This is a genomic window from Aliivibrio sp. S10_S31 (assembly GCF_014694495.1).
In the GTDB taxonomy this organism is placed as follows: domain Bacteria; phylum Pseudomonadota; class Gammaproteobacteria; order Enterobacterales; family Vibrionaceae; genus Aliivibrio; species Aliivibrio fischeri.
The window spans coordinates 155,735-179,121 of record NZ_JAAUWR010000009.1; the positions used below are offsets into that span (position 1 = coordinate 155,735).

Annotated in this window: 12 protein-coding genes and 1 pseudogene; 12 read left to right on the top strand and 1 reads right to left on the bottom strand. The window is 37.7% G+C overall.

Features of this window, described 5'->3' with window-relative positions; all coding sequences use genetic code 11:
- Positions 1-212: 212 nt before the first annotated feature.
- The 4 genes from HC728_RS10040 (at position 213) to HC728_RS10055 (ending at position 2,693) form a co-directional block, all read left to right on the top strand.
- Positions 213-515 carry a helix-turn-helix domain-containing protein gene (locus HC728_RS10040; protein ID WP_054775975.1) on the top strand — a complete coding sequence of 101 codons (303 nt, stop codon included), beginning with the start codon at positions 213-215 and terminating at the stop codon, positions 513-515.
- A 150-nt stretch (positions 516-665) separates the two neighbouring features.
- The gene (locus tag HC728_RS10045) at positions 666-1,289 is read left to right on the top strand and encodes an EAL domain-containing protein (protein WP_054775976.1); all 624 of its coding nucleotides are present in this window, start codon (positions 666-668) and stop codon (positions 1,287-1,289) included.
- Positions 1,290-1,400: 111 nt separating this feature from the next.
- On the top strand, positions 1,401-1,640 hold the full coding sequence (locus HC728_RS10050) for a hypothetical protein (protein WP_188863788.1): 240 nt from the start codon (positions 1,401-1,403) through the stop codon (positions 1,638-1,640).
- 63 nt (positions 1,641-1,703) lie between these two features.
- Positions 1,704-2,693 (top strand): glycosyltransferase family 9 protein, encoded by a 990-nt coding sequence (locus HC728_RS10055; protein ID WP_190395405.1) that lies wholly within the window; start codon positions 1,704-1,706, stop codon positions 2,691-2,693.
- Between the two features lie 47 nt (positions 2,694-2,740).
- On the opposite strand, the gene HC728_RS10060 is transcribed toward HC728_RS10055, so the two are convergent.
- Positions 2,741-3,625 (bottom strand): hypothetical protein, encoded by an 885-nt coding sequence (locus HC728_RS10060; protein ID WP_188863790.1) that lies wholly within the window; start codon positions 3,623-3,625, stop codon positions 2,741-2,743.
- 315 nt (positions 3,626-3,940) lie between these two features.
- Between HC728_RS10060 and HC728_RS10065 the strand changes: the two genes are divergently transcribed.
- The 8 genes and pseudogenes from HC728_RS10065 to HC728_RS10100 form a co-directional block, all read left to right on the top strand.
- The gene (locus HC728_RS10065; RefSeq protein ID WP_188863791.1) at positions 3,941-4,153 is read left to right on the top strand and encodes a hypothetical protein; all 213 of its coding nucleotides are present in this window, start codon (positions 3,941-3,943) and stop codon (positions 4,151-4,153) included.
- Positions 4,131-4,313 (top strand): hypothetical protein, encoded by a 183-nt coding sequence (locus HC728_RS10070; RefSeq protein ID WP_190395406.1) that lies wholly within the window; start codon positions 4,131-4,133, stop codon positions 4,311-4,313. The genes HC728_RS10065 and HC728_RS10070 overlap by 23 nt, the downstream gene beginning before the upstream one ends.
- 47 nt (positions 4,314-4,360) lie before the next feature.
- The gene (locus HC728_RS10075; protein WP_188863793.1) at positions 4,361-4,912 is read left to right on the top strand and encodes a glycosyl hydrolase 108 family protein; all 552 of its coding nucleotides are present in this window, start codon (positions 4,361-4,363) and stop codon (positions 4,910-4,912) included.
- Between the two features lie 500 nt (positions 4,913-5,412).
- Positions 5,413-13,125: a Tc toxin subunit A gene (locus tag HC728_RS10080; protein ID WP_190395407.1), complete on the top strand. Its 7,713-nt coding sequence runs from the start codon at positions 5,413-5,415 to the stop codon at positions 13,123-13,125.
- Positions 13,126-13,224: 99 nt separating this feature from the next.
- On the top strand, positions 13,225-15,483 hold the full coding sequence (locus tag HC728_RS10085) for a glycosyl hydrolase family 18 protein (protein ID WP_190395408.1): 2,259 nt from the start codon (positions 13,225-13,227) through the stop codon (positions 15,481-15,483).
- A gap of 73 nt (positions 15,484-15,556) precedes the next feature.
- Positions 15,557-17,683 (top strand): glycosyl hydrolase family 18 protein, encoded by a 2,127-nt coding sequence (locus tag HC728_RS10090; RefSeq protein WP_190395409.1) that lies wholly within the window; start codon positions 15,557-15,559, stop codon positions 17,681-17,683.
- Positions 17,684-17,817: 134 nt separating this feature from the next.
- The gene (locus HC728_RS10095; protein ID WP_238933801.1) at positions 17,818-22,101 is read left to right on the top strand and encodes a SpvB/TcaC N-terminal domain-containing protein; all 4,284 of its coding nucleotides are present in this window, start codon (positions 17,818-17,820) and stop codon (positions 22,099-22,101) included.
- 148 nt (positions 22,102-22,249) lie between these two features.
- A pseudogene (locus tag HC728_RS10100) lies at positions 22,250-23,387 on the top strand (RHS repeat protein); the annotation flags it as partial.

Consider the following 23,387-nt stretch of genomic DNA (forward strand, 5'->3'; position numbering starts at 1 on the left):
TGTGTTTAAGTTTTTGATTTTAATGGTTTAATTTTCGCAACTAAACTGTGCTATTTGTTTGTCTTTGTTATAATAATAATTATTAGCTTTTGGTGTTGTAGAGATATAGATAAAATCGTAATTTGATCGTGATGGTTTTGTTAAATGCTTCGTTTAATAAAATCAATAAATATTATTATTAATTTGTATATTAGAATGTTAGTAGGCGCTAAATGGAAGGTCGTTTAAAAAGTATGTGTACGACATGCTTAGAAAGAAAAGAAGATAGCAGTATTAGTTGTTTAGCCTCCACTGTATATGTTAATAAGAAGGTGTGTCGTTTTATGTCTCTTATGTTAAGTCAACCAGTAGGACATATACATTCTTATGATGACATATATGCAGCAGTATGGCCTGATTCTATTGTAAGTCAAAGCAGCTTATTGTTATTGATTCACAATGTAAGGCGAGTTTTACCAGAAAATGTAAAAGTCTATAATGTAAGAGGTGTAGGCTACTTTGTGTTAGAGGAGTAAATTTATCACCTAAAGGCTTAAATTATATTATTGAATTCAATACTTATGGTGACTTTAGGCGTTTTTATTTATTTGTAAATTAATGTGCTATGTATACTTTTTTTCTTTTGTGCGATAGTTATTTCGAATATAAAAGTATAAGATAGAAAAATGTCAAAGTATACATATAAAGTAAATAAAATATACTCTTCTTCTGGAAAAGTATTGGCCTATGATTTATTAGTTATTTTAAATAATCTTGAAGTTGTAGATTTTTCCTATCTTTCAGATATGGAGTTCAAAACAATTTTAATTGAACAGGTTGAGTATTTGTCCACTTTTCGAGAATGCTTGATCAGCATAAATGTTAATTTAAGGTTGTTAAAGCTTGATTGGTTTAATTCTGAGTATTTACCTATTTTAGAAGCCTTAAAAACGGAAAATGATCTGATGGTTTCACTTAAATTTATAGGTGAGGATACTTTATCTGTAGCGCGTTATGATTTTGAAATATTGAATTTAAAAACAAAAGGTTTCCAGATTTGGATGGGTAATTTTGGCCATAAGGAAACTAACCTTGGCTTTATAAAGAAAGTAAAAGCATTTGATGTTGTAAAGCTTAGTCAGGCTTTTGTTGAAGAAATGTTTCAGTTTAATCAATCACTATTATCAGATGTAATTAAAGCACTAAGAGCCCAAAATATTACACTCATTGTTTCAGGTATTAATAATGAGCTTATGCTAGATTTTGTTTCAAAGCACTATTGTTTTGGTATCGGAAATTATTATTCATAAAATAGTATGTTATAGGCTTTTTTGTTATGTTTTTTTTATAAGTGCTATGTGACAAGCTTTTAATGATTAGTAGAATCAATACTCTATTGTTTTTTATAAAATTGGTGAAAGATGTTTGATGATTTGACTGAGTTAGATATGGAGATATTGAAATGTTTGCAAAAGGAAGGCTTAACAGTAAATAATGGAATAAAGGTAATTATGAATAAAATTTATTACCTGAATTACATAGATAGAATTTTAATGCGAAAAGCGATTGATTTTTTAGGTGAAGGTAGAAAAGATTATATAATTTCAAATATTTATAATAATAAACGTTTGAAGTACTATCACCAAGTTAAAAAAAAATAGTTGGATATTATGGTTTTGTTTAATGATTTACTGCGTAAACTGGATAAAGTACGTAGAGATAAAATGAAGTGGATGGAACCTTTTTTATTTTATATTTTTAATAATAAAAAATATAATGATGTATCTTTATTAAATCCTGACGTCGTTAAAAATATCCTTATCGTAAGGAATAATAAAAGAATTGGGAATATGTATTTTCTTATTCCCTTTGTTAAGGAGATAAGAAAAAATTATCCAGATGCACATATCACACTAATGTTAAAGTATGAATGGCAGAGAGAGATTTTTCTTGGTATGGGAGTTGATGAATTTGTTTTTTCTCATTTCTCTGCTAGAGCTGCATTTAAGTTTATTTCTTCTATTATAAAAACAAGAAGAAAAAAGTTCGATCTTATTTTTCAGCCTTATTCATCTGTTGAAGATACCTTGATCTGTTCTATGCTTAGTGCTAGAAATAAAATAGCTCCTTTTCACAAGCGCCGAAATTTTGTTTTTACTCATACTTTTAAGAAAAGAGATAAATTAAAGCATGCTGCGCTGAGTCGGTTATATTTAATTTCAGAGCTAGGTTTTGAATGTAAAAATGTATCTCATTTTCTTGAGTTAACTGATAAAGAATTAGTCACTGGTCTGTTAGACAGGCAAGATGTATATGATGGTAATGAATTATGTATTGCTTACTTTAGAGGAGCAAGAGGAGCAAAAAGATTATCTGACTTACAATGGCGAGAGATTTTATCTAAAATTGAACATGATTTAGAACAGAAAGTTAAATGGATAGAGATATTAAGCCCAGATATAACAAGTCCTTTGAATGATGATTCATTATATTATTATAATTCAAACATGCGTATTTTATCGAGTTTCTTAAAAAATGTTGATATATTTATTAGTTGTGATACAGGACCTTTGCATTTAGCCGATGCGTCTAATTGTCGCTGCCTTGGTTTATATAATAAAACAGATCCTGAAGTATTCGGGGTATTAAATGAACTATCACATAATGTTCAAATAGAAGATATTGATAATCTAGATTTTAGACAGTTTTTATAAATGAGATATAAAAAAAGCTTAGATACAACTAGTATCTAAGCTTTTTTTTATATTTTAATTTTAAGTTTTTCTTTTAATTCATTATGATGTTCATAACATAATTGAACTTTTTTAAGTATAAATGGTTCACTTAATAGCTTTATAAAATTGAATTTTAATATGAAAATATTTCCATAATTATCTTCTTTTATTGCTGTTATTAGTATACCTCCGAGTTTTTCTAAAAGATTGATAAAGTTTTTCCCTCTTAACATGATGTATACATCATGGTTTTTTAATTTTTCCGACATTAGATGAGCAAACATATGTCCAATAAGTAATGAAAATGTTGATTCATCAGGAAAGTAACCAAAATCTATTAAAATTGAGTCTTCGTTAGGTTTTATATTAGTTTCTTTTAAAAATAAATGTGCATTGTGTATCTTTCTTATTAATGTTAAATGACCAATAAATGAGCATTTGTCTTTTATTGCAAGAACTGTGATATTTATATTTGAATTTTCTTTATGTGATAATAGTAAACGATGTAAATTGGAAGGGTTGTAAAAAAACTCAAGTGATGGAATATGCATATTTTTATTTACATAAATTAAATGGAGCGATTCTTCTTTTTTTAATGGCTTACTATAATAAATATCATGATATTTGTTGTTTATTTTCATAAAAGCATCTTTTTTGGCTACCTCTACAGCCTTTTTATTTTTAGGTATATCTATATTTTTTATAAATTTGATAGCCCCTTTTTCTAAATAGTGTGCGATTAATAACTGTTTTTCTAAGGAGGGAGAGGTCTTAGAGTTAATCCAGCGACTAAACGTAACTTCATCAAGTGAGTTTAATTTTTTATATTTTAAATTTAGATCGCAAATCATTTCTTTTTGTTTTTTTTTGTTTTTGTTTATCATTAACAATAAGTATTCGCTAAATTTCATAATTAAAGCCTAGTTTTAAATTGATAATTAACTTTATATTTTTGTTTTTTATTAAAGTTAGCATTATATAATTATATTTGTTTTTTTTTGCTTATTTTATTACCTTTAGGTTATTTGTTTCAATGTGTTATAGGTTTTTATTTTATCTCGCGACATTAAATTAATAATAATTATTTCTTCTGTTTTTTTGTTATTAATCGCTTCATTATTGTGAATCTTGGCATTAGTAAATGAAATTTTTATTTTGATGCTACATTAAATTATTAATTGCTTTTTATAATACTCATCTTATTTAAGCATGTAAGGATATTTAATATGAAAATTCAACCTTCTACGATTAAAGGTTTAAGTTTAATTGGTAGTGTTATCGCGGCAGCAACTGGTTATGGGCATCTATTTAGTTTAGATTTAAGTCATGAGAATTCTATTCAATTTGGTGGTGTTATCGGTCTTGCTGTTCCTTTTGTAATTGGCGCTTATGAAGCAATCAGAGATGAGTTTAAAAATGAAAAAAGAGCAAGTAATTAGTATTTTGTTAACCGCTGCTATTTCTGTTGGAACTGGAATGGTCTCGGGAAGTGTTATAGTGACAACGTTAAAAAATGATGTTACATGGATTAAAAATAGATTAAATGATCAAGAAGTGAGAATTCGAGATTTAGAGCGAAGAACTTTTCATAATACTTAAATTTATTAAAATTTCATGATTAACATTGAATATGAAGAGTAAAAATAATGAATGAAATTAATCAGTACCCATCCATTTTTTTAAAGATTTTTAAACGCGTTATTGAGCATGAAGGTGAATATCAATGTAATTCACAAGATCCTGGTAATTGGACTGGGGGAAAGGTTAATAAGGGGAAGCTAAATGGTACTAAATATGGGTTATCGGCACATTCTTATCCTAACTGGGATATAAAATCGATAACATTAGAAGAAGCAAAAGTTGAATATTTTAAATGGTATCAAAAATCTAAAATTTATCAATTTAGGGAGCCATTACAATATCAATTATTTGATGCTGCTTTTAATCATGGTCAAAAGTGGGCTAATCGTTTCTTACAGCGTGCTGTTGGGGTTAAAGATGATGGAATTATAGGAATCATAACTATGCGTAGTGTCTTATCTTTTAATGTAGAGTATGTTTTGATGAAGTTTTTAGCTGTAAGGACTCGATTTTTTACAGATTTAAGTTCATATGATGTATTTGGACGTGGTTGGGTTCGAAGGGTTGCGAAGAACTTACATTATGCTGCTGAAGATATTTTAAGTCTTAGAGATTAATAATGTTATTGCTTATGTTCTTAGCATGGTGGGACTGAAATACAATTTAGAGTGCTATTTGTTAAGTGCGATAAAAAGATACTATATATTTTCTTTAATTATAACTATGAAAAGGAGATTTATGACTTTATTTAGTTTTCAACTTTTTAACTTGTATTATAAAGAGTTAATATCTAAAAATTATTATACTGTTCTTGATATAACATCTGATAGTTTTTATAAATTTCGTGAGAATACAAGAGATGTTTTTTCTTTTTTGGAAGCTAAAAGGTTGTATAACGAAGCTGAAAAGTATAACAAAAAGCTAAGTAGGCAATAGCTTGATTTACTAAGCTGCTTTAGAAAAACAATGAAACTTTTATTGATAATTAATTAAATATTTCTCTTTATAAGAAGTTTAGTTAAAAATCATCATATATTCATATAAATTAAGGTATGACTCCTATTTTTTAATAGCAAGTTTACTACCTTTATTTATAGGCAACGAAAGGATGTACAACATGAGTAGTACAATTAGTGATTATAATAAATCACCTTCTAAATTACCAATGTCTTCATTATTAAAGGCATCTATTCCTGAGTCTTTAATGCCAGTTCTTCCGATGAGTCGATCATCTGCTAAGTCATTTAAGAAAGATGAGAATTTGTTAGATACTTTAACTAAGATGGGGTATACCTCGATATTTGATATTACTCGATTATCTCGCTCTCGTTTTATTTTCCGTTACGATGAGCAGTTGCGTGGTAACGCTGGTGAAATATATGATCGTGCTGCAAGTTTTACCAATCAAGTAATTCATAAGTATAGAAAGCAGAAATTACGCAATAATATTAATAAATCTCAAAATGTTAGAAGTCGTAATTTTACAGCTACGAATGATAGTGATACGAGTACAGCTGATTTACCTTGCTATGCGGATTTATTTCCTGAATCATGGTTAGATTTTTGTAGAGAGAACTCTGTTGAGTCTATTGACTCCCCTGTTAGTTACTTAGTCGATCTTTTTCGTTTTATACAAGAAATTGAGGCTGATGGTAGCTCGGATTCGATTACGTTAGCTAAACGTAGACCAGATATCGCTCAGCTTCCACTAAATTATGATAGCACTTATCAAGAGTTGCCTGAACTCGATTTGGTTAATGTTATTTTGATGCTTAGTATTCAAAACTTTTTGCAAGGAGGAGATGTTTATCAAGCTTTAGAAAGCTGTCATTTCCCTTTTTCTTTACCTTATAGTTTTTCAAATGATCAAGTTCATTTAGGTTTATCTGTAAAGGGTTCTACGTTAAGTGAGTTAGTTAAAACAGAAGAATCATTTGAATACCTTCCATGGGATATAAGTAAAGAGCAACGTAATAATGTATTGTTATCTGCGACGAAACTAAGTCAAAGTGAGTGTAATCTTTTAATTGAAGGTGCTGTATTTTCTCAATATCAATTAACAATAGATGATTTGAAAACAAATGGTTTTGAGAGTAGTAGCACAACTGAAATATTACCAAATGCTAATTTAGAGCAGCATGGTTATATTGTAGGCTCTCAAGGTTTGGGGGGACCAACCACTTTAGTGTTGCGAAGTGCGTCGAAAGATATTCTTCCTCAGCACTTTGAAAATATCGTTGTGCCTTGTACGAATGAAGACGGTTCTAACACGATTAATATTACATTAAAATGTGAAAGTGTGCTTACTTACCATCGTGTAAAAGCGCGTATGGTGCCATTTGAAATAAATGATGATAACGAAAACAAGACCGCTTACCATCGGCAGTTGAGGTTAACTCTTGATGATAATCTATCTAATTTAAGTGATGGTCCTTATTTTGGGAAATTGGATATTAATGCACAAGCTCTTGATGAAGAAAGTTCTTTTTCACAACTTCATTTTGCTTTTGCAATCGCTGATGAAAATATCGATTCTAGTGACTTATGGCCGAAAGCTGATCAATACTTTTATGATAATTATGGTGTGCATTTAGAACAGTATAATGACCTAAAAAAGGTAACAACCTTTAGCCAGTCTATAAATGGTTCTGCTATTGAAGTTGAGCAGTTATTAGCTCAAGGTGATTATCAGCCTAAAGTATCCCCAAATGTGGTATTTAAAAATAGCATATTTAATAATGAATCATCAGATCTAGTTTTTCCTGATTCTTATCATTATGGTGCTAAATATATAAACAATGCTGAGTCTTCTCCCTTATCAATTGAAATTGTAAGGAACGGTGATAATGGATGGAGAGAAATTGGTGGAACCTCAGAGGCTAGGTATGAAAGGATTAATCGGTTCTTGCGTTTTGCGCGTTGGGCAGAATTGCCTCATGATAAATTGGACTTACTGCTTAGCTCAATTATGCAAGCAGAGCAGGGGGCTGAAGAATTAGGAATTATTACCGAGCGTACAGTAAGGGGGTATGGTTTATTTTGTTACCTTAATGACAAATATTCTGTATTACCAGAAGCTTTTAGTGCGATGTTTGATGTAATTAACGTTTATAGTATTAGTCCTGAAATTTCATTTTTCGATTATATATTTAATCAACCTCAGCTATTTGATACGCCGTTTATTCAAGATGATGAAGCCTTTGATTATACAGATCCGTTAGACCCTAGTGTTAAGCAAATTTGCTCTGGATTATCTATATCGACAACTACATTTTTATTGTTGGCGCCATTAGTGTCTGAGGCGCTTGAGTTAGATAAAAATACATTAAGACGCTCTGCATCTGTCTTATCTTCTTTGTATCGGTTAGTTAAGTTACCTGCTTTGTTTAATTTATCACCAGAAGAAGGGCTGGATTTATTAAAGATCTTAAGTAAAGTCTTATCATTGAAGCTTAACGTGAACGACAAATGGAATGAAAATGAAAATGAATATAAAACATTTGTAAAGAACTTCATTATTCATCCTCAGATAATTGATGGAGAGTGGGATACGCTTGATGTTGTTCTTCAGTTAGAACAGTTATCTGATTTTATGAAAAGCTCTGGTTTTACAACATCTGATCTTATGCTTTTATTGAAGGTATCTCCTTCTCCTTTGGTCGCAACTCAGGGAATGGTTAACTTTTTTAATAGCATGAAAAAGCAATTAACTAGTGAGGTACTTCTGAGTGAAGAGAGCTTTATGCGTCCAGATCTTCCTCTGCTTTCCAGTAGTTGGATGAGTTCGTTATCTGATTTAATTACAGCTGATGGTTTGGTTACTCCTTACCCTGAAGTTTGGGGGCAAACTGATGCTCAGTATTTGCAAGAAGAATTAAAGGTAATTGTAGGATCAATGGGCCTAGGTGAGGAGACTTCTGCTGATACAGTGGCTGTTCTTGAGCAAATTATTACTCAGGCAAAGTCGACTCAAGATAATTTGGTAGCAACGGCTGTCGCTAATGAATATGGAGTTTCTCGCGAATTAGTTAATCCACTTTTAAGTTGGTGTGAAACAAGTGTAATGAAGCTTTGTTCGGAATTGCTAGTTACGGATCCTTCCATAGCTATTTCAGAAACATTATTTACGTTTGCTTATGATTTACTATTACGTACGACAGTTGTTTCTCAATTTAACTTGAGTTTTGATGCGTTATTTATGCGTTTATCGAAGCCGGAGTGGTTAAATTTAGATAAGTCAGATGGGGTAGAGGAGGTATTAACCTCGGATCTTACATTGGCTGAACTTTGGTTATGGAATGATTATAAAAAGTTGTTAGTAAGTAGCTCTTATACTGAAGAGGAAGTGCAAGCTTATTTCGCTAGTGCTAATTTGGATGAGACTTTAGAACCTTTAGGATGTGCAAATTTATTGGCTGATATTTTAGCATGGGAGGGCGAAGAGGTTTTAAATTCGACCAAAATGCTTGCTGATGGGCGTGCTAAGACTTTGTTACAGGTTAATTGGTTAAGAGAAGTTCAAAAGCTGTCGGCAAAAGTTGGAATCTCTGCTTTATCTATCATTTCTGCATCGCAGTTAAATAGCGCCTCCACGAGTAAAGAATTAAAATCTATAGCAGAAAATGTGGTTGCGGCAAGTAAAGATGAAAATGAGCTTCTAGCGGAGCAACTTGCTGAAACTTTGCGTGATGCTTTAGTTGGTTATTATTTAGATCAATTAGTGCCTAATGATCCTGATATGGTTGAATATCGAGATAGGTTAAGAAGTGTAGATGAACTTTATGATTTTTTATTATTAGATACGCAAGTTTCTTATAAAGTAAAGACCGCAGGAGTTGCTAATGTAACGAAGAGTCTACAACAGTATATAAATAGGATAACTCTTAACCTTGAACCAGGATTAAGTACAACACTTGAAGAAACAGTGAATTGGCGTAATTTTGCTAATCGTTATGGCTCTTGGGCTGCGAATCAACAACTTAAAATTTATCCTGAAGTGTATATTGACCCTACATTGAGATTAGGAAAAACGGATTTATTTTTTCAGTTGGAGTCAGTGTTAAATCAAGGGAAATTGAACGACGATACTGTAAAAGGGGCTGTTTTAGGCTATTTAAATAATTTTGAAGAGGTCAGTAATTTAGAGGTATTGTCAGGTTATGAGACTGGCGTTGAAATTGATAAAGATAAAATCTTTTTTGTCGCTAAAACGAGAACTCAGCCATATGTTTATTATTGGCGTTCGTTGGATATGAGCGAGGGAGATGCTCACAGCTTAGATCTTTATCCTAGTGCTTGGGAAGAATGGAAAAAGATTGATTTGCCGCTTGATGCTGCTGAACCAAGAACTGTGCGTCCTGTGATTTTAAATGACCGTTTATATATCGCTTGGATAGAAACGTCAGAAGAAGAAAAAGAGGATAATACTGCACCAGAATTTATCACTAAGATGCAGCTTGCTCATTTAAAATTTGATGGCAGTTGGAGTACACCTAATTTATTAAAGCAAGCTAAGCTAGCTGATAAGATAACAGATCTTATTGCGGTAATGGATACGACACGAGCTGAAGATAAATTGATGTTAGTCAGCTATGCAATGAAAACTGGCTATGATGAGAGTAATAACAATCAGTTTTATGATTATGCAACTTATTTTTCTTATGCTTGTGACACTATGCTTGTTGAGTCAACTGATTTTCCTCCTTCTGGTAAAGAAGGGGTAAGTGATATTGATTACTATAGCGATAAACTTGCGTGGTTTTATACTCGTGATCACGGAAATTTATATCCGGACGGAGGGCATTCAGCAACAACGCCTGATGAAGCTTACGCGCGTAGAGAGGTGGCAAGAGAGTTAATACTTTATCCATATGTGAATGTGTCAGACTTTATTATTAGTGACCCAACCCTTATAAATGGCTCTGTTGATGGGTTATCGGGTAAGCTAGGGGCTAATAATTTAACTCAGACGGTAAGTTATGTTGATGATAATATTAATAAATTATATATCACTGTTAAATGTGATGATTATCATTATTTTAAAGAACCGACGACTGGATCTGAAAATCTTGATACGATTTTATTGTGTATTTGGGTTTGGGAAAAAGGGTCACCTATTGAGGGAGACACTAATAGTGAAAATCGACTTAATAACGGAAAGTTACGTTATGTAGAATATGAAGCTTATAGTGATAGTACCTCAGAGGCTGGTGTTTTACCTGGGACTAAAGCCTATCCCGAAAATGGTTCTTTAACATTAACCACGACCTTAGAGCTTGAGCCTGGTTGGGGTGAGGTAGTTATTCAAAGTGGTTTTAGTCTTGTTAAGGATAATGAAAATTGGGATCCTAATACTACTCCTTACTTTGATGATCCTGGTGGTCGTTATACATCAACTTATTATGTTGGCAAAAAGATGCGACCTTTATTGCAAAATAAGCGTAATAAAAAAGTTGAGTATTTACAGTTTCCAAAAGAGTATCAAGGAGGTAAGACCCAAGGAACTATTCGCTTAAATACATTATTTGCTAAGGAGCTTATTGTTAGAGCAAATAAAGGTATTAGTGATGTACTTGATTGGGAAACACAGAATTTAATTGAGCCACCAGTGACAACAAATAGTGAATCAGTACCTATTGATTTTAATGGGGCGAACGGTATTTACTTCTGGGAATTATTTTTCCATATGCCTTATTTAGTCGCTTGGCGCTTAAATATAGAACAGCGCTATGAAGAAGCGGCTGAATGGATAAACTATATTTTTAATCCTAATGAGACGCTAGATTTGTTGGATTTACAGGAGGGGAAACCTCGTTATTGGAATTGTCGTCCATTAAGTCCATTAGAAGATGAAAGTCTTGGGCGTGCTTTAATGCAACCTTCAGATCCTGATGCTATTGCTGAATCAGATCCTGTTCATTATCGTAAGTCTATTTTTCGATTCTATGTAAATAATCTTATCGATGAAGGGGATAAAGCGTACCGTCAACAATCTCCAACTTCAAAGATAGTTGCTCGTTTAAGTTATGATACAGCTGGTGCGTTACTAGATCAGAGACCGGATACGCAGTTGATATCTAATTGGGAGACTTGCTCTTTATTAGATGCAGCAAATAATAACGACAGTGAACGTCGTATGTTGGAGAGAGAGACAACATCACTTAAGTTACTTCCTGTAACTCATGATGCGTCTGTTTCTAATCAGGATAATGGATTATTTTTAGATCCATTTAACTCTAAGTTAACTGAGCTTTGGGATACGCTAGAGCGTAGACTTTACAATTTACGTCATAATTTAACTATTGATGGTAAAGAGATGTCAACTCAGCTCTATGACACTGTTATGGATCCTATGGCGTTACAATCTAAACGTTATCAAAGAGTGGTTGCTTTAAATAATGCTGGAGCTTCTAAATTTGTTGTTCCTAACTATCGTTTTGCTTCTATGCTAAATAAGGCAATGAATGGGGTGGAAACTCTTATTCAATTTGGCAGTACATTGCTAAGTTTATTGGAGCGTAAAGATGGATTGAATTTTGATAGTTTTCAAATGAATCAACATCTGAGTATGTATAGTTTTACTATCAATTTACAACAACAAGCAATTGAGATTAGTGAGGCAGAATTAGAAGCGAGTGAAGCTGGCCGTGAAGTAGCAGAGCAACGCTATCAACATTATAAGAAACTATATGATGAGGATATTTCACGAACAGAGCAAGATGTTATTCAGCTACAATCTAGTGCTGCTAGTAATATTATTACAGCTCAAGCTTTGAGAACTTCTGCAGCAGTGTTGGATATGATGCCTAATATGTTCGGACTAGCCGTTGGTGGTATGCAATGGGGAGCACCGTTAAACGCTTTAGCCGAAGGAACGATGATCAATTATCATTCTGATAGTACTAAAGCGGATAGTTTAAGCGTTTCTGAATCTTATCGTCGTAGACGCCAAGAGTGGCAAATTCAATATCAGCAAGCTGAATTAGAAATGAATACGATTGATAAGCAGATTCTAGTTCAGCAGCGTCAAGTGAAGGCTGCACAAACGCAACTGGAACAAATTAAAACAGAATATGACCAAGCTCAGACTTTATTTGAGTATTTTAGTCGCCGTTTTACGAATGAAAATCTTTATACTTGGATGACGAGTCAGTTATCAAGTCTGTACTTAAAAGCGTATGACTCAGTGATGTCGATATGCTTAACAACGGAAGCAGCTTGGCAATATGAGATAGGTCAATTTGATAGTAATTTTGTTCAACCAGGAGTGTGGAATGATTTGTATCAAGGGCTTTTAGTCGGAGAAAGTATGAAGTTAGGGTTGGTGCAGATGGAGCAAGCCTTTACTTATCAAAACTCTCGTCGTCAGGAGATAACAAAAACTATTTCATTGAAGGAGCATTGTGAGAAGAATGGCCAGGTAAGTTTTGATAGTTTGAAGAATACAGGAAGCATGGAGTTTAGTTTTACAAATAATGACTTTAACGATTTCCCTGATTTGACGAACTTTAGAATCAAATCGGTAGCGGTATCACTACCAGCATTGATTGGACCTTATCAAGATATTTGTGCCACTTTAACCCAAAAGTCAAGCACAATTGATGGCAGTATCGGAACGGAAAGTAAGCAGGTGGTCTTGTCTCATGGAGTTGAAGATAACGGTTTGTTTACGCTGAATTATGATGATGAACGCTTTTTACCTTTTGAAGGTACGGGAGTTGTTTCTACATGGTCATTAACATTTAGCAATACAAACCAAGCGCAGCAAGATATTTACGAAAGCTTAAATGATGTGATCTTTCACGTAAATTATACAGCCAGAACTCGCTAAACCATAAATACTAGTTGGGTGTGATTAGCACCCAGCTAACTTACTATTAATTTATATATTTTTAACTGAGTAATTAGATTTTTAATGAGGGAGAATGCTATGAGCATTAAATATACCTATACATCTGTTAGAGCGATGTCTAATGCTACTTGTGAGATTGGTTCACAGCTAGAGCTTTGGGAGCAGCAGTCAGGTGGAGAAACATTTAACGTTATTTTTGATGGTAAAGTGTACCAAAATAAATATTGGGTTGAGCGTTGGCATGTCCCTAATGGAAAAGAAACCGCAACACCTCATAACGCGTGGGAGTATTTGCGCGATGCGGAACCGGAAGAAATTAATATTATCGGAAATGTGTCTCCTGAGGAGGTAGATTTGTCGCCAATCGATTCAAGTAACAGTGGGGTATTAGCGAATGATGGCAAAACAAATAAAACGTACGAGGTGATGGGATTTATCTCTGATGGGAGTGGGGAAAACTTATCTTATACAGCAAGCAGGGTGTGCCATGATATGTATAATCGGTATGACTCAGATCCGAATCGTAATGATCCAGATCCTAAACCTGGTGAACCTGCAACTCGTCGACCAAAAGTTTGTGCGTATATTACGGATTGGTGTCAATTTGATGGGCGTTTAGATTTAGAGTTAGATGATATTACAGCAGATAAAAGTGCCGATTTTGGTCGAGGATTTGATTTAGGTAATATTCCATGTACAGCTTACGACAAGTTGATATTTAGTTTTATGGGGGTTGCTGGAGATAGATTATTTTCTGATGATAAAGTTCAGCGAGCAATGGATGGGTGGAATGCGCAGGTTGATGACATAAATGATAAAATTAAAGTCGGTCATATTGTACCTGTAGATCCTTATGGGGACTTAGGAAGCAGTCGTAATGTTGGTGGTGGTGAGGCTCATACCGACGTTGATTATGGAACATTTCTTCCTTATTACAAGCAGGAGAAAGCATCGGGGTTATTAGGGGGATTACGAGACCTTAAAGAACAGGCACGTCGAGAAGGCCATAAATTAGAATTGGCTTTCAGTATTGGCGGATGGAGTTTATCTAGTTATTTTTCTCATATGGCGGCTCATTCAGAAGTACGCAAAGAGTTTATAAATAGTATTATTGACTTTTTCACTCGTTTTCCGATGTTCACTGGTGTGGACATTGATTGGGAATATCCTGGCGGAGGGGGGATGTATGATAATACTGCAACAGACCATCTTGAGCCTGATGAGCGATATCAAGTTTTTGATGAAGAAAAAGATGGTGCTAATTATGCCTTGTTAATTAATGAATTGCGTATCGCGCTAGATAATAGTTTTAAAGGTAGTAATCGTAAGGAGATAAGTGTCGCTTGCAGTGCCGTTAAAGCTAAGATGGAAAGGTCGAACTTAAAAGAGTTGTCTGATAATGGCGTCGATAACATTTATTTGATGAGTTATGATCTTTTTGGTACTCCTTGGGCCTCTCACATTGGTCATCATACGAACTTGTATAGCCCTGAGGGTACATCAGCTGATACGGAAGAGGATTTATCCTCAGATTTAGCTATTTGTTATTTGATTGAACATGAAGGGATCCCTCCAAGTAAGATTAACCTAGGATATGCCAATTATGGTCGTGCATGTACAGGCGCTGATTTGCATACTCGCTTATACGATAATACTGTTGCAGGAGCAGAAAACTCTGTTGGAACATTTGAAAATGGAGCTCCTGAGTTTTTTGATATTGTAAACAATTATTTGAATTTGAATCAGCAATTAGCTTATGGCAAAAATGGCTTTACCTTAATGACTGATACAACAATGGATGCTGACTTTCTTTATAGTAAAGATAGTGATAAAAAACATTTTATCTCTCTAGATACCCCTCGTACCGTTAAATTGAAAGCGGAATACGCTAAGGATAAAGGGCTTGGTGGTATATTTTCTTGGTCAGGAGATCAGGATAATGGCTTACTAGCAAATGCAGCTCGTGAAGGGGCTGGTTACTTGGCAAATGAAGAAGTGATTGATATGGGGCCGCTATATAACCCAGGGGAGGAGTGTGCTCTAACTCCGGTTACTGATTTATATGGTTATGTATCAAGTAACTATGCGATTCAGCAGCTAAAAGATAATTTTACTGCCCTTATTGCACAATATGAAAAATTATTTATTTCTACAAAAGATGGTGCTTGGACTCGTAATTTCTATCTACCAGAAAATGTTGATGAGGGTAAAGTTGTAGTTTTTACTTCAAGAGCTGCCTTATACTCGGACATTCATTACAATGGTCAAAAATCAAGAATAACTCGTGGTCACACTATTGAATTTGTTTTCAAAAATGGCTCGTGGCTTCTCCAGTAGTAAGAAAATACGGTAAGTGCAGGATTAGATTTTATTAGTCCTGCCTATTTGAAATATTTTAAAGGAAAAAAAGATGGCTAGACCACATATTAATTTAACCGATTTAATACATGATTCAGATCCTGGTACAGATAGTAATGGTCATGGTTCAGAGGCAATTGGTGCGACAGAGAAAACTTATGAACGTAATCAATTTGATCCAAGAACGGATCCACCAGGTATTAGATCACATGATGATGCTCCTAGTAACCCTGAACCTTGGCAAAGCGATAAAGACAGTGATCCTTACCTTAGTTATACGTCTGCTCGTAAATTAAAGATGGTACCTAATACTTATGATACAAAAAATTCGGCTCACAGCGTATTTTGTTATGTAGGTGATTGGGCGCAATATGATGACCGTTATGAAGATTTTTGTGAAGTTGTGGGTGGCCGTGGTTTTGATTATACCCGGTTAGGAACACTACCTTATAATAAAATCGTGATGGGATTTCTTGGCCATGTTGGATTTGATGACCTTGGAGACATGCCAGAAAAAGTGAGTGAGGCTGGCCAGCATTTTGGTGTTAGAACGAAAGGCAGTGCTACATTTACTGATCCTGATGGGGATGCTGGCAACTACCGTAATTGTGGATTTAAATACTGGATGGCTGCTCCAGGCTCTGAATATGATCAAGATAACTGTCAAGGCCTTTTGGGAGCATTAAGAGTTATTCATTATAATGAAGGTAAGTCGCTGTCATTTAGCTTAGGTGGCTGGAGCATGAGTTATGCTTTTAGTGATATTTGTTCTAGTGCTTCTTTGCGAAATACATTAGTCGAGAGTATTTTAACAATTAAAAATAAATTTCCAATGTTTACTCATATTGATCTGGATTGGGAGTACCCTGGTAGCCGTGGAGCTGGAAATCCATTTAAAGAGGGCGATGGGGTATATTTTGCAACATTTATTGAAGAGTTAACTGCAGCTTGCGAAGAAACAAGCATTGATCTTGGGATCAGCATTGCGGTATCGGCCAATCTTGATACTTTAGCGGCTGCTCAAATTGACGAGACAGCCCAGAGACTAAATAATTGCGGTGTGCGTTTTAATCTCATGTCTTACGATTTATTTACTATTGGGGCGGCAGGAGAGCGTGGTGCGATTGGACATCATACAAATCTTAAGAAGCCTTCTGGTAATGGTTCATCCGAACATTCAACAGAAGCTGCTGTTGAGTATCTAATTGAGTGTGGAGTGAATAAGGCTAATATTTTTATTGGTTTTGCTGGTTACACTCGTAATGCTCGTAATTCAACCTTAACTAATGTTTCACCGTTAAGCGGAAATTTTGACACTCAGGGACAGTTAACTGTTGGCACTTTTGAGCATGGTGTTACTGAGCTTCCTGACTTGCTCAGTAATTATTTAGATTTAGAAGGGATGCTGGCCGTTTTAAAAGATACTGATGATATTATTGAGGCTAATAAAGCTCAATTTGCTGCGACTGGTTTTGTACTATGTACTGATACTATTGCCGATGCCGATTTTTTACATAATCCAGAAACTGGCCTGTTTATGTCAATTGAAACGCCGCGAACAGTGAAAGCAAAAGCAGAATATGTAAAAAATAATGGATTAGGAGGTTTATTTATTTGGACTGGGGATCAAGATAATGGCTTATTGGCTAATGCTGCCTGGGAGGGATTAGGTCTTACCCCTAATGAAGCTAACATTAATATGGAACCTTATTATCAATTACGTGGTGTTGATTCGTTAGAGGATTATTATGCTATTGGTGGATTTAACGAGCTCCCATCGGCAGGGAAATATATCCCCCGAGAAGCGCCGTATTTTAAGCCATATAACTTTGTTGATGTGACTCCAATAAAGGCAATTTATACTATCTCTATTGAGCACTCTAAAGAAATACTTTGGTCTAAAAATACCAGTGGATCTGGTCTCCCTTTTGAAGGGAGGGTTTTTTATAACCCCCAAACAGATATGATTACCTTTACTTATGATTACGACGGTAACAGTTATCATATGGGTTACATACAAGACCCTCTAGGGAATAAAATATTCACAGACAGCTCTGTCGATGTAGCTTATCAAGAGGGTGTGTGGATTCTCGGTGCTCATTTCAAGTCAGGTGGTGGCATTATAGAGCATGAAATGGTGTCATTTAAAATTGCGCTTAATGGGGGAACTAATGAATAGTTTTGCTGTGAGGGAGGCGCCTGCTGCTGGGAAGGCATTTCTCAGAGAAGAACCCTATTGGAAAATGCCCTATACCTTTCCCATCCTTGTTGACTAATAATGGAGCTAGACCTTCTCCATCGAGATGGAGAAGATTGGATATATTTATGCAAAATTTAAGTAATCTGAAACTGGAAACCCCTGCTCTGCCTGCAGGAGGAGGAAATATTGGTGGGCTAAAAGGAGACATCGCCGGTGCTGGTCCGGACGGTGCCGCAACGCTCAGTGTTCCACTGCCAGCCAGCGCAGGACGTGGGTTCGCCCCTTCTTTGCAATTGAGCTATCACAGCCGAGCTGGCAACAGTCCGTTCGGGATGGGTTGGAATATCAATGTGATGTCTATCCGACTTCGCACAAATAAAGGGGTGCCATATTATGATGGTACTGACTCCTTCGTCGGTCCTGATGGAGAGGTATTGGTGCCAGTCATGAGCGGAGGAACCCCCGAAATCCGTCAAGCCAATACTTTATTAGGAGAACCTCTTGGTGACACCTTTACGGTCCATGCTTACCGCTCACGAATCGAAACGGATTTTAGTCGTTTGGAGCATTGGGTGTCCCCTTCAAATGCGGCAACCACTTTTTGGGTGATCTACACCTCTGATGGCCAAGTACACATACTGGGATATCAGGAACAAGCCCGCATTAGTCACCCTGTCGTTCCGAGCCAGAACGCGGTTTGGTTGATTGAATCATCCGTATCCTCTACGGGTGAGCAAATATTCTGGCAGTACCGAGCTGAAGATGACACCTCGTGCAGTCCTAGTGAAATCGCCGCTCACTCAGATTCGGCAGCTCAGCGTTATCCGGTTGCGATTTGGTATGGCAACAAAAAAGCGGGGCGTACTCTACCGGCCATCAGTGCTTCTCCAATTCCTTCTGACTGGTTGTTTGCATTGGTCTTGGACTATGGTGAGCGAGGGTTGGATGTGAATAACGAACCCTCTTGGCTTGCTCCGGGAGAAGGGAATTGGTTGTGCCGACAGGATATGTTTTCTAGTTGGGAACTCGGCTTCGAACTGCGTACGCGTCGCCTTTGCAGGCAAGTATTAATGTATCACGATATGGTAGCCCTGAGCGGAGAGGAAAATGCTGGGGATGGCATGACGTTAGTTACCAGACTGTTTTTGGAGTATAACGAAAACTTGTCGGTCACGACGTTAGCCTCGCTGCGTCAAGTAGCTTATGAGCCAGAGGGCACAATGTGTGCACTTCCTCCTCTGACATTCGATTGGCAAGAATTTACCCCACCAATGGAAGCTACTTGGCAGCCTCGTCACGATATGAGCAACCTGAATGCATTACAACCTTGGCAGATGGTTGACTTGCACGGTGAAGGCATGGCGGGGATTTTGTATCAAGATTCGGGAGCATGGTGGTATCGAGCGCCAGTTCGCCAAACAGGGGATTCTCAGGATGCAGTGACCTGGGAGAGTTCATCTCCTCTGCCGTCCATTCCTTCCTTGCAAAGCGGAGGAATGCTAATGGACCTTGACGGAGATGGATATCTTGAATGGGTCGTGACAAGTCCGCGCATGTCTGGGCATTATAAGCGAACGCCGGAACGAGAATGGCAAATCTTCACACCGTTATCGGTTTTACCAACGGAGTTTGCTCACCCTCAAACTCAATTAGCTGACATCACAGGCTCTGGACTGATGGATATGGTGCTTATTGGCCCTCGAAGTGTGCGTCTATACAGCGGTACAAGCGACGGCTGGCAACAGGCGCAAACGGTGGCCCAATCAGCTGGTATTACACTGCCTGTTGTGAATGGTGATGAACGAACGTTAGTGGCTTTTAGTGATATGGCGGGTAGTGGTCAACAGCATTTAGTGGAAATTTGTGCAGATAGTGTTCGTTATTGGCCAAATTTAGGACACGGTGGCTTTGGCGAACCCATCGAGATGTCTGGGTTCAGCCAGTCTGGAGATAGCTTTAACCCTGCTCAACTTTATCTGGCTGACATCGATGGTTCAGGCACCACTGACCTAATATACGCACAACATGACCACCTCCTGATTTATCTCAATCAGAGTGGTAATCAGTTTGCTACGCCTTTTAGTATATCGCTACCTGAAGGTACTCAATATGATCATACGTGTAGTTTACAACTGGCTGACATTCAAGGTTTGGGGGTTGCTAGTTTAATAATGACAATTCCTCATCTCACGGTACAGCATTGGGTGTGCCATTTATCAGAGGCTAAACCTTGGCTCCTGAAAGGAATGAACAATAATATGGGGGCAAATCATACATTAACTTACCGAAGTTCTGCCCAATATTGGCTGGATGAAAAGGCAAACTGTTTGGCGCAAGTACTTCCCACTCCTGCATGTTATCTGCCATTTCCACTGCATACCCTGCAATGCACAGAGATCACCGATGAAGTCACCGGCAATCGTTTGGTTAGCACCGCTAGCTATCGACATGGAGTCTGGGATGGCCGTGAGAAGGAGTTCCGTGGGTTTGGTTTTGTTGAAGTTTACGATACCGATATTCTGACCGCGCAAGGTAGTGCGGCAGAAATCAGCATGCCGACTATCACTCGGAGTTGGTACGCGACAGGTTTATCTGAAGTAGACAAGGCATTAGTGAAGGAGTTTTGGTCAGGTGACAGTGCTGCTTTTACTGGATATACCCCTCGCTTTACCATTGGTAGCGGCGACAATGAACAGACGCTGACCCCCGACGATAGTACACTTTTTTGGCTAAACCGTGGTGTGAAGGGCATGTTATTACGTAGTGAATTATACGGGGATGACAACAGTAACCAGGTAGACGTACCGTACACAGTGACAGAAGTTCGCCCACAAGTACGTTTAATTGATGCAAGCAGCGACTTTCCGGTTGTTTGGCCTCATGAGGTTGAGCATCGCAACTATTATTACGAACGCGTCATCAGTGACCCTCAGTGCACTCAACAAGTGTTAATGAGCAGTGATGAGTATGGAAGGCCGTTGAATCAAGTTAATATCCACTACCCGCGTCGTACTCAACCCACAGACAGTCCATATAGTGATAGCTTACCTGAGACTCTGTTTGCTGATAGCTTCGATACACAGCAACAAAAGTTACGCCTCACGCAAGCTCAGTACAGCACGCATTTATTACAGGATGTTAGTCAGGGAATTTGGTTCCATGGGCTCCCTAATGCGACACGTGAAGATGCGTTTGAATATCCGGCAACTGAGGTTCCTGAGGATGGACTAACGTTAGAGTTGTTGCAGTCAGGTAGCGACCTTTTGGCTGATAATGCGGCAACCTTCGTAGCTCAACAACAAACTTGGTATTTCGATATTGATGGTAATGAGACAAATCTTTTGCCTGCGTTCCCACCATTGGTCGCATTCAATGAAGGTGCAACCTTAGATAAGGCAATGGTTGACGCGCTTTCTGCTTATGTTGACTTGAACACCCTTGTTCAAGCTGGATACACATCGTCAGCTTACTTGTTCCCTCGCTCTGCCGAGACTGGATTGACGCTTTGGACTGTGCGACAAGGTTATTCGACGTATGATGACTTTGAGCACTTTTTCCTTCCTAGCACTTTCCGAGATACTTTGCTGGCAGGGGGGACAACCGTCACTCGGGATACTAACGACTGTGCTGTAGTAAAAATGCAAGATGCAGCTGGGTTAACGACTACCGCGGACTATGATTGGCGATTTTTGACTCCGGTTTGTACAACGGATGCGAATGATAACCAGAAGGTCGTCACGTTCGATGCTCTAGGGCGTGTCACTTCTGCTCGCTTTAGTGGTACGGAAAATAACCAAACCGTGGGATACAGTGACAAAGCGTTTACGCCTCCCAAAACGGTGGATAGCGCTTTGAGTTTAACCGCTCCCTTGCCTGTGCATATGTCTATTACGTACATCCCAGAAAGTTGGACGTGGAAGGGAGAGGAAAAGCTACCTCCACATGTTGTTACGCTGACTACTGATCGTTATGACACCGACGCTGCTCAGCAGGTTCGACAAACCGCTGTATTCACGGATGGGGTTGGCCGCTCATTACAAACAGTGGTTCGTCAAGTTGATGGAGAGGCTTTTCAGCGACAAGATGACGGTTCGCTTGTCACAGATGAGGCTGGAAATCCATTGCTGGCTAACACGAATTTTCGTTGGGCGGTGTCTGGTAAGACGGAGTATGACAACAAAGGACAAGCTATCCGGACGTTCCAACCTTATTTCCTGAATAGTTGGAAATACCTTCGTGATGATAGTGCTCGACAAGACTTGTATGCCGATACTCATTACTACGATTCATTAGGTCGAGTATGCCAAGTCGAAACGGCAAAAGGAGACTTACGACGGACACTCACTACGCCGTGGTTCGTTGTCAGTGAAGATGAGAATGATACTGCGCAAGGTTAAGAACAGTCCAATTGAGATTGGATGCTAAATCATAATAGGAATTGAAAATATTCCCAGCTCGTCCCAGCGGTCAGGGTTATCCTTGACCGCTTGTTCTCCCTACCTTGTCTTGTCTTAAAAAGTTGTAAAATGTTAACAGGAAGATACTATGAATACATCCTTATTCAGCAATACCCCCTCAGTCACGGTTTTAGATAACCGTGGGCTGTCAGTGCGTGATATCGCATACTACCGCCACCCTGATGAGCCAACTACGACACAGGCACGCATTACGCATCATCAGTACAATACTCGTGGCTCTCTAGAGCAAAGTGCAGACCCTCGTTTGCACCAGAGCGGAAAGGCAAACTTCCACTACTTGACTGACCTTGCAGGTCAGGTTCTACGTACTCAGGGCGTAGATAATGGCACCTCAGTTAGTCTCAGCGATGCCGCAGGACGAGCTTTCATTGCCGTCAATAATATAAGTACAGCTGCCGACGGTTTGGAGGACAATAGCCAAGCGGTGACTCGAACTTGGCAATATGAGAATGTATCATTACCAGGTCGTCCACTGAGTATCACAGAGCAAGTTACAGGAGGGACCGCCCGTATCACAGAGCGATTTGTGTATGCGAGTAATACTGAGGCAGAAAAAGCCCAAAACCTTGCAGGTCAGTGCATTAGTCACTACGACACCGCTGGTTTAGCCCAGACCAATAGCATTGCTCTTACGGGAGAGCCTCTCTCTATCAGTCGCCGTTTATTGAACGATGTTGATAATCCGGATTTCGTAGCAGACTGGCAGGAGGGAGATGCTTCTGTTTGGAATGACCAGCTCAGTAACGAAAGCCATACCACCCTAACCATGGGGGACGCCACTGGTGCGGTACTGACCACGACCGACACAAAAGGCAACGTACAACGTGTAGCGTACGATGTATCGGGTCTGATGTCAGGCAGTTGGTTGACTCTGAAAGGGGGAGTGGAGCAAGTCATTGTAAAATCCTTGACGTATTCGGCGGCAGGACAAAAGCTGCGTGAAGAGCAGGGTAACGGTGTGGTCACGACATACTCATATGAACCAGAAACGCAGCGTTTAATCGGGATAAGAACAGAGCGCCCGACAGGGCATGCTCTTGGTGCGAAGGTGTTACAAGACCTTCGTTATGAGTATGACCCAGTAGGCAATGTGTTGAAAATCAATAACGACGCAGAAGAGACACGCTTCTGGCGTAATCAGAAAGTCGAACCGGAAAATACTTATACTTACGATAGCCTCTATCAATTGGTCAAGGCGACTGGTC

Coding starts and splice junctions, on each gene's coding strand:
- HC728_RS10040 (WP_054775975.1), top strand. CDS start 213: ATGGAAGGTCGTTTAAAAAGTATGTGTACGACATGCTTAGAAAGAAAA.
- HC728_RS10045 (WP_054775976.1), top strand. CDS start 666: ATGTCAAAGTATACATATAAAGTAAATAAAATATACTCTTCTTCTGGA.
- HC728_RS10050 (WP_188863788.1), top strand. CDS start 1,401: ATGTTTGATGATTTGACTGAGTTAGATATGGAGATATTGAAATGTTTG.
- HC728_RS10055 (WP_190395405.1), top strand. CDS start 1,704: ATGAAGTGGATGGAACCTTTTTTATTTTATATTTTTAATAATAAAAAA.
- HC728_RS10060 (WP_188863790.1), bottom strand. CDS start 3,625: ATGAAATTTAGCGAATACTTATTGTTAATGATAAACAAAAACAAAAAA.
- HC728_RS10065 (WP_188863791.1), top strand. CDS start 3,941: ATGAAAATTCAACCTTCTACGATTAAAGGTTTAAGTTTAATTGGTAGT.
- HC728_RS10070 (WP_190395406.1), top strand. CDS start 4,131: ATGAAAAAAGAGCAAGTAATTAGTATTTTGTTAACCGCTGCTATTTCT.
- HC728_RS10075 (WP_188863793.1), top strand. CDS start 4,361: ATGAATGAAATTAATCAGTACCCATCCATTTTTTTAAAGATTTTTAAA.
- HC728_RS10080 (WP_190395407.1), top strand. CDS start 5,413: ATGAGTAGTACAATTAGTGATTATAATAAATCACCTTCTAAATTACCA.
- HC728_RS10085 (WP_190395408.1), top strand. CDS start 13,225: ATGAGCATTAAATATACCTATACATCTGTTAGAGCGATGTCTAATGCT.
- HC728_RS10090 (WP_190395409.1), top strand. CDS start 15,557: ATGGCTAGACCACATATTAATTTAACCGATTTAATACATGATTCAGAT.